A 3663-nucleotide genomic window follows, 5' to 3' on the forward strand; every position below is an offset into this window, starting at 1 on the left:
CGGCGCCCTCGCGCACGGCCTCGGCCGGCTGCTCGCCGACGCCGGGCTGCGCCGCCGCCTCGGCTTGGCCGGGCGTGACCGGGTGCTGGCCCGCTTCACCTGGCGGCAGGCCGCCATCGGCACCGCCGAGCACTACCGCGCCGCGATCGCCGCCCAGAGCGGCGCCGGTCAGGCCCCCGGAATTTCTGCCGTACGCCCCGCTGCCCCCATCGCCGGATAAGAGAGAGCCCTCCGTGCTGACCGTCGACTTCTCCCGCTTCCCGCTCGCCCCCGGCGACCGGGTGCTCGACCTGGGCTGCGGCGCCGGCCGCCACGCCTTCGAGTGCTACCGGCGCGGTGCCAACGTGGTCGCCCTCGACCAGAACGGCGACGAGATCCGCGAGGTCGCCAGGTGGTTCGCGGCCATGAAGGAGGCCGGCGAGGCCCCGGCCTCCGCCAGCGCGATCGCGATGGAGGGGAACGCGCTCCAACTCCCCTTCCCCGACGACAGCTTCGACCGGGTGATCATCTCCGAGGTCATGGAGCACATCCACGACGACAAGGGCGTCCTCGCCGAAATGGTGCGCGTCCTCAAGCCCGGCGGCCTCATCGCCATCACCGTGCCCCGCTACGGCCCCGAGAAGATCTGCTGGGCCCTCTCCGACGCCTACCACGAGGTCGAGGGCGGCCACATCCGCATCTACCGCGCCGACGAACTGCTCGGCCGGATCCGCGAGGCCGGGCTGCGCCCGTACGGCACGCATCACGCGCACGGCCTGCACTCCCCGTACTGGTGGATCAAGTGCGCGGTCGGCGTCGACAACGATCAGGCGCTGCCGGTGAAGCTGTATCACAAGCTCCTGGTCTGGGACATCATGAAGAAGCCACTGGCCACCAGGCTCGCCGAGCAGGCCCTGAACCCCTTGATCGGGAAGAGCTTCGTGGCCTACGCGACCAAGCCGCACGCGCCGGTCGCGCCCGAGGTGGACGCGTGAGCTCTCCCGGGCGCACCGAGCACCTCACCCTCCCCGGGGTGCTCACCGCCGAACAGGCCGCCCAGACCGTCGCCGGGATCGCCGCTGTCCAGCGCCCCGACGGAGCCATCCCCTGGTTCGCCGGCGGTCACCTCGACCCCTGGGACCACGTCGAGGCCGCCATGGCCCTGGACGCCGCCGGCGAGCACGAGCGGGCCGAGGCCGCCTACCGCTGGCTGGCCGCACGGCAGAACCAGGACGGCTCCTGGTATGCCTCCTACCTCTACGCGGACGGCGCCGAGGGCGAGCCCGGCGACCGCGGCAGCGAGACCAACTTCGTCGCGTACATAGCGGTCGGCGTGTGGCACCACTACATGTCCACCGGCGACGACACCTTCCTGGACAGCATGTGGCCGACCCTCTACGCCGCCGTCGAGTACGTCCTCGCACTGCAGCTGCCCGGCGGCCAGATCGCCTGGAAGCGCGACACCGACGGCAGCCACCCGGACGAGGCACTGCTCACCGGCTCCTCCTCCATCTACCAGGCGCTGCGCTGCGCCCTGGCCGTCGCCGAGCACCGCGAGGACCCGCAGCCCGACTGGGAGTTGGCGGCCGGGGCGCTCGGTCACGCCGTACGCCGGCACCCGGAGCTGTTCCTGGACAAGGACCGCTACTCGATGGACTGGTACTACCCGGTCCTCGGCGGCGCCCTGCGCGGCGCGGCGGCCCTGGAGCGCATCGACGGCGGCTGGAACCGCTTCGTCGTGCCGGGCCTGGGCGTGAGGTGCGTCGTACCCAACCCGTGGGTCACCGGCGGCGAGAGCGCCGAACTGGCCCTCGCGCTCTGGGCGATGGGGGAGTCCGACCGCGCGGTACGGATCCTCGCCGACATCCAGCACCTGCGCGCGGACGACGGTATGTACTGGACAGGCTACGAGTTCAAGGACCGGGCCATATGGCCTCAGGAGCGCACCACCTGGACGGCGGGCGCGATGCTGCTCGCCGTGGCCGCGCTGGGCGGCGACGAGGCGACCACCGCCGTCTTCGGCGGTGACCGCCTCCCGGTCGGGTTGGAGCCGGACACCAGTGCGACGGGCTGCTGCTCCTGAGAGCCAGCAGGCATAAGAGGCCGCGCGAATAGGTGGGGCGGCGTCGCGTGCCGATGGGCGGCGCCTGGCGGCTTTGTCGTCGGTCGACGACGTCCCCCAGCCTGGCGGCTGGGTGGGGGTCCTCCCCCTGGCTTCGCCGGGGGCACCCCCACCGGCCGAAGGCTGGTGGGGGTCCCCCCGGACGGAGTCCGGGGGAGAGTGCCCCCACCGCCTTGCCAGACTTGCCCCTCGCCCCGCTCCTTCACCCACCCCACCTATTCGCGCGGCCTCTAAACCCTGTTGACCCGACCTGCGATGGCATGGCCGAGGAGGAGATAGACCACGGCCGGGAGGCCGTAGTCCAGCAGCACACGCTGCCAGTCCCGGCTCACGCGGAAGAGGTTGTGGGCCCAGCCGCCAAGCCAGAACGCCACGTTATGGATCCAGTTGACGAGGTCGTTCGCGCGATTGGCGTCGAGCAACCACAGCAGGATCCACAGTAGAAGGAAGAACGCCGCGACATCGGCAACGATCGCGATGATCGTCGCGGCGGGATTGCCGCCGTATCGTCTGGACATGTAGAGCGGGTTGCCCGGATGGGCGATTCGAAACCCCTCTCGAGTGGCCGGGTCGGCGGAGCCGGGTGACGATGCGGATGTCTGTGCCTCGCACCAGCCCCCTGGAGAACAGTCATGCCCCTGCGCCGCACCGTCACCGCGATCCTGCTCGCAGGCGCCCTCTTCGTGCTGCCCGCGTGCAGCGGTAACGCCTCGTCAGACATCTCTGCGGGCGGCGCGAGCCCGACCTCCTCGGTGGCGAAGCAGAGGCTGGCCAAGACCCGCTTCGTGGCCAACGCCGGACTGGCGGCGGGAGCCACGTACCAGTGGATCGTCAAGCCCTACCGCAACGGTAAGTTCAAGAAGGGCGCGAACGGCCGGACCGTCGCCCTCGTGAAGGCGGGGCTCGCGGGCACCTTCGCGTACAACCGGCTGAAGCACGCGATGAACAACGCGAAGGGCGACCCCACACTGTCCAAGCTGGTCGTGCCGCTGTCCGGCGCCATCGACTCCCTCAAGGACCTGCCGGCCAAGCTGCGCAACGGCGAGTCGACGGACAGCGTGGTCAACAACTTCCAGGACACCATCAGCAGCGTGAAGACGGCGGGCAAGGACGCGGGGGCCACGGTGACGGACAAGGTGCCGTCGCTGTCCCAGCTCAATGGTGGTTGAGCTCGGCGAGTACGCGCAGCGTCTCCGGGTCGGGCGCGGTCACCAGCAGATCCGTGACCGGCCATCCCGCCACAGGTCGAGCCGTTCGGGGGGCGGCTGGGCCGGACTCCGTCCGGTGGCCGGGGGTGAGGCAATGGCCCCCGCCGTGAAAGGGCGAGGGCCGTGGGGGTGGCGGGGTCGTTGGGTCAGCCGCGCTGGATGCCGTTTGTGTCCGGGAGGACGCCGCGGCGGCCGTCCTGGGTCTGGGCGATGAGAGCGGGGCCGCGCTGGTCGACCGCGAGGTACCAGGTGCCGGGGGCGAGCTCGGCGATGGGGGTGGGGGAGCCGTCCTCGGGGAAGAGGGGGCGGGCCACCGGGACGGCGAACCAGAAGGCGGTGAACTCGGGGGCGGTG

General features: G+C 71.3%; 4 protein-coding genes and 2 pseudogenes. 4 read left to right on the top strand and 2 right to left on the bottom strand.

Going from position 1 to position 3663, the window contains the following annotated elements:
- The 3 genes and pseudogenes from EFK10_RS34395 to EFK10_RS34405 all read left to right on the top strand — a co-directional run.
- A pseudogene (locus EFK10_RS34395) lies at positions 1 to 220 on the top strand (glycosyltransferase family 1 protein); the annotation flags it as partial.
- Between the two features lie 13 nt (positions 221 to 233).
- A complete protein-coding gene (locus EFK10_RS34400; RefSeq protein WP_127359566.1) occupies positions 234 to 974 on the top strand; it encodes a class I SAM-dependent methyltransferase in 741 nt (246 codons plus the stop codon).
- A complete protein-coding gene (locus EFK10_RS34405; protein WP_127359567.1) occupies positions 971 to 2062 on the top strand; it encodes a prenyltransferase/squalene oxidase repeat-containing protein in 1092 nt (363 codons plus the stop codon). The genes EFK10_RS34400 and EFK10_RS34405 overlap by 4 nt, the downstream gene beginning before the upstream one ends.
- 269 nt (positions 2063 to 2331) lie before the next feature.
- Here EFK10_RS34405 and EFK10_RS34410 read toward each other — a convergent pair whose 3' ends face one another.
- Positions 2332 to 2619: a hypothetical protein gene (locus tag EFK10_RS34410; RefSeq protein ID WP_127359568.1), complete on the bottom strand. Its 288-nt coding sequence runs from the start codon at positions 2617 to 2619 to the stop codon at positions 2332 to 2334.
- Positions 2620 to 2733: 114 nt separating this feature from the next.
- On the opposite strand from EFK10_RS34410, the gene EFK10_RS34415 reads away from it, so the two are divergent.
- Entirely contained in the window at positions 2734 to 3270 is a 537-nt protein-coding gene (locus tag EFK10_RS34415) for a hypothetical protein (RefSeq protein WP_127359569.1), read from the top strand.
- Between the two features lie 185 nt (positions 3271 to 3455).
- On the opposite strand, the pseudogene EFK10_RS34420 reads toward EFK10_RS34415, so the two are convergent.
- Positions 3456 to 3663: pseudogene (locus tag EFK10_RS34420) on the bottom strand (hypothetical protein); the annotation flags it as partial.

It is taken from the genome of Streptomyces soli (assembly GCF_003999195.1).
Classification (GTDB): Bacteria; Actinomycetota; Actinomycetes; order Streptomycetales; family Streptomycetaceae; genus Actinacidiphila; species Actinacidiphila soli.